The organism is Streptomyces sp. NPDC006510, from assembly GCF_040611955.1.
In the GTDB taxonomy this organism is placed as follows: Bacteria; Actinomycetota; Actinomycetes; order Streptomycetales; family Streptomycetaceae; genus Streptomyces.
The window spans coordinates 1-3,571 of sequence record NZ_JBEXPH010000276.1 but is presented as its reverse complement, the minus strand read 5'-3'; the positions used below and the strand labels follow the sequence as shown (position 1 = coordinate 3,571).

Sequence of the window (3,571 nt, the reverse complement as noted above, 5' to 3'; positions counted from 1 at the left end):
GACGACACCCCGGCGCTCTTCTGACACCGCCCGCGCCGGCGGACACGGAGACGGGGGCCGGCCCCCCCCCCCCGGCGCCCCCCCCGGGCGGCCGGGGCCCACCCGTCCCTCGTTGCTGTTCCGCGCGGTCAGGCCGCCCGGCTGTCCCCCTCGGAGGGGCGGCGGTGGCGGCCGTGCGGCTGTGCAGACGTGTCGTCCATCGACACACCCCCTCGGTGCTTTCCGGAGCCGCCGGCTTCGGCCCGGTCCGCGTCCGCCGGACGCGTCTGGGTCGTGTCGGTTCGGGCTTCAGACATGTGGGAAGTCACCCCGTTGTGATCGCTTACGTGTGTGTCACCAGGGCCGATCACGCCAACCGCAACACGACGCGGTCACCGTCGGCGACCGGCAGATACGGCTGCGTAGCCCAGGCCCAGATTTTAACCAGGCACCATGCGCCCCGTGAGAGGCGCCTGCCCCAGTGGAATCGGCTTGCACACGGGTAGAGGCGCAGCGGCGGCGGACGGTTGCGTACCGCTTTCCGCGCCGGGTTCCGCCGACGTCCGCACGCCGCGCCCGTCGTCCACCGGTGCCTCCAGCAGAGCCACACCGCACGACACGTTCCTGTCGGCGTACGGAAGTCTGAGTACGCCGTCCCGGGTCCACACCCCGCGACCGGCCTGCCACCCCTCGGGGGCGGCGAGTTGATGCAGTCGGCGTCCGGCCGGGCGCCACACGCCGACCCAGCTGCCCGCCGCGCCGTCGATCCGTAGTGCCACCGCGCAGCTCTCCGGCGTCAGGACCTGACCCGGCTGCACGGCGAACGGCGTCACCGCCACATCGGCCGGGCGCAGGCACTCCGGGAAACGCACCGGCAGGGAGCTGCCGAGCACGCCCCACCCCAGCCGGTCGTGCCCCGGCGCGTCCGAGCGGATCAGCAGCAGTCCGCTGTCCGGGTCGGCGAGCAGCAGCCGGTCGTTGCTGTCCGGGGCGATCTGGAGCAGCGGCGTCACCTCGCCGCCCCGCTCCAGGTCCACGGCGACCGCCTTGACCGGGCCGCCGCCCGGCATCTCCCGGTCCAGGGCCAGCATCCGCCCCGCCCGGTCCAGCCAGACGCCGCCGGAGCAGTGGCCGGGAACCTCCGCGACCGGCTCGGGCCCGAAGGCGCCGCCCGCCACCCGCCAGACGGAGGTGGAGTGCGTACCGGCCGACAGTGCGTAGGCGCTCAGGCCGTCCGGCGTGGGCGGCAGCAGGGTCAGCTCCGCGCATGCGACGGCGCCGAGCGGGAGTTCGCCGGTCCCGGGGCCGGTCGGATAGAGCAGCGACACCGCGTGCCGGTCCGCGACCCGGCGCCGGATCAGCACCCGCCCGTCGGCCAGCGGCAGCACCTCGGAGTCCGGCTCCTCCGGCTGGTCGAGGGGGAGCGGCACGGCGTACGGCTCGGGCCCGTCGAGCGTCCAGCGCTCCACGAACCACGCCCCGCCGACCTCGCCGGACGTCTCCGCCGCCACTTCCGCGAGCGCGAGCCGGGCCGCGTACGAACCGTCCGCGGCGATCGTGAACGCGGGCGCGACAGCGGCCACCCCGAGGGCCGCACCTGCTCCACCCGCTGCATCCGCTTCGTCCGGCGGGTCGTCCGGCACACCGGGCGCCTCCGGCTCGCTGTCCTCCGGGACCGCATCCCCGTGGCCTCCGGCGGCCCCGGTCGCGCCTGCGGTCCTGTTCTCGATGGCACAGACAGTCATGGGCTGGTCACCTCCGGAAACCGAAGCTAGTTTTCGCACTTCCTGCCGAACAACACGAGACCCGCCACTTCACACATAAGGGTGGCGATGCCCGGATTCGCCTGAGGGGGAGGGGGCGGCTGTGCTGGACGAGAGCCGGATGAGTAAGGTTAGGCAGCCCTAAGCAATGTTTGCGCGCCCCTTACAACTGGAGCAAGTGATGTCCCTTCGTCGCCGCGGTACCGCCGCAGTCGGCCTGGCGGTCGCCGCCGCCCTTTCCCTCTCGGCCTGCGGGAGCGACGACGGAGGGGCGGGCGGCTCGGCCAAGACGGACGGCGACAAGAAGGCGGCCGTCGCGAAGGGCGGCAAGGACTTCGGCGACGCCGCGAAGAAGACGGCGGAGTACGGAACGGACGCCGAGGCCGGCCGGTTCCCCCGGACCCTCACCCACGCCATGGGCAAGACGGAGATCAAGTCCGCCCCCAAGCGCGTCGTGGTGCTGGACGTCGGCGAGTTCGACAACGTCGTCTCGCTGGGCGTGAAACCGGTCGGTTACGCCCCCTCCGAGGGCGACGCGGCCATCCCCTCGTACCTGAAGAAGGACGCGGGCAACCCCAAGAACGTCGGCACGATCAACAACCTCAACCTTGAGGCGATCGCCGGCCTGAAGCCCGACCTGATCCTCGGCAGCCAGCTGCGCGCCGCCGACAAGTACGACGCGCTCTCCAAGATCGCGCCGACCGTGTTCTCCATCCGTCCGGGCTTCACCTGGAAGGAGAACTACCTCCTCAACGCCGCGGCACTGGACAAGACGACCAAGGCCAAGAGCCAGCTCGGCGCCTACGAGGCGAAGGCGAAGAAGCTCGGCGAGGACATCGGCCCGGACAAGCCGACCATCTCCATGGTCCGCTACCTGCCGGACCGCATCCGCCTCTACGCCAAGGCGTCCTTCATCGGCACCATCCTCGACGACGCCGGTCTGCCGCGGCCCAAGAACCAGCAGATCAACGACCTCGCCGCGGAGATCAGCCCGGAGAAGATCGACGAGGCCGACGCCGACTGGATCTTCACCGGCGTCTACGGCGACGTGAAGGCCACCAAGCGCGACACCACCCAGGCCAACCCGCTGTGGAAGAACCTCAAGGCAGTCAAGGAGGGCCGGGCCAAGGACGTCTCCGACGAGACCTGGTACCTCGGCCTCGGTGTCACGGCCGCGAACCTGGTCCTCGACGACCTCCGCGCCGACCTCGTGAAGTAACCGGTCCCGAGCAGGCTGTGGCGGTCCGCACGGACCGCCACAGCCATGGGCGACGCGGCACGGAGGGCAGGTAGCCTTTGCTTGTGCCCCGTCTGTCTGATGTCATCGCCGAGCTCGACGCTCTCTGGCCGCCCGAGCGGGCCGAAGGCTGGGACGCGGTCGGCACCGTCTGCGGAGACCCCGACGCCCCCGTCGACCGTGTGCTCTTCGCCGTCGACCCCGTCCACGAGATCGCCGACGAGGCGATCCGGCTCGGCGCCCAGCTGATCGTCACCCACCACCCGCTCTATCTGCGGGGCACGACGACGGTCGCCGCCGACACCTTCAAGGGCCGGGTCGTGCACACCCTCATCAAGCACGACATCGCGCTGCACGTCGCCCACACCAACGCCGACACCGCCGACCCGGGCGTCTCCGACGCGCTGGCCGGTGCGCTCGACCTCCGCGTCGAGGGCCCGCTCGTACCGGACCCGGCCGACCCCAAGGGCCGACGCGGCCTCGGCCGGATCTGTGTGCTCGACCACCCCGAGAGCCTGGCCGACTTCGCCGCCCGCGCGGCCGCCCGGCTGCCCGCCACCGCGCAGGGCATCCGGCTCGCGGGCGACCCGTC

Annotated in this window: 4 protein-coding genes; 2 read left to right on the top strand and 2 right to left on the bottom strand. The window is 72.1% G+C overall.

Annotation, left to right across the window (positions count from 1 at the left end):
- Positions 1 to 128: 128 nt before the first annotated feature.
- Entirely contained in the window at positions 129 to 296 is a 168-nt protein-coding gene (locus ABZY11_RS40575; RefSeq protein ID WP_356483978.1) for a hypothetical protein, read from the bottom strand.
- Positions 297 to 419: 123 nt separating this feature from the next.
- The gene (locus tag ABZY11_RS40570) at positions 420 to 1,724 is read right to left on the bottom strand and encodes a hypothetical protein (RefSeq protein WP_356483977.1); all 1,305 of its coding nucleotides are present in this window, start codon (positions 1,722 to 1,724) and stop codon (positions 420 to 422) included.
- A gap of 199 nt (positions 1,725 to 1,923) precedes the next feature.
- On the opposite strand from ABZY11_RS40570, the gene ABZY11_RS40565 reads away from it, so the two are divergent.
- A complete protein-coding gene (locus tag ABZY11_RS40565) occupies positions 1,924 to 2,961 on the top strand; it encodes an iron-siderophore ABC transporter substrate-binding protein (protein WP_356483976.1) in 1,038 nt (345 codons plus the stop codon).
- Between the two features lie 83 nt (positions 2,962 to 3,044).
- Positions 3,045 to 3,571 (top strand): Nif3-like dinuclear metal center hexameric protein (locus ABZY11_RS40560; protein ID WP_356483975.1); only part of this gene is annotated, 527 nt, incomplete at its 3' end.

What these genes read in the sequence shown, in the direction of transcription:
- ABZY11_RS40575 (WP_356483978.1), bottom strand. Translation starts at nt 296, where the DNA reads ATGTCTGAAGCCCGAACCGACACGACCCAGACGCGTCCGGCGGACGCG.
- ABZY11_RS40570 (WP_356483977.1), bottom strand. Translation starts at nt 1,724, where the DNA reads ATGACTGTCTGTGCCATCGAGAACAGGACCGCAGGCGCGACCGGGGCC.
- ABZY11_RS40565 (WP_356483976.1), top strand. Translation starts at nt 1,924, where the DNA reads ATGTCCCTTCGTCGCCGCGGTACCGCCGCAGTCGGCCTGGCGGTCGCC.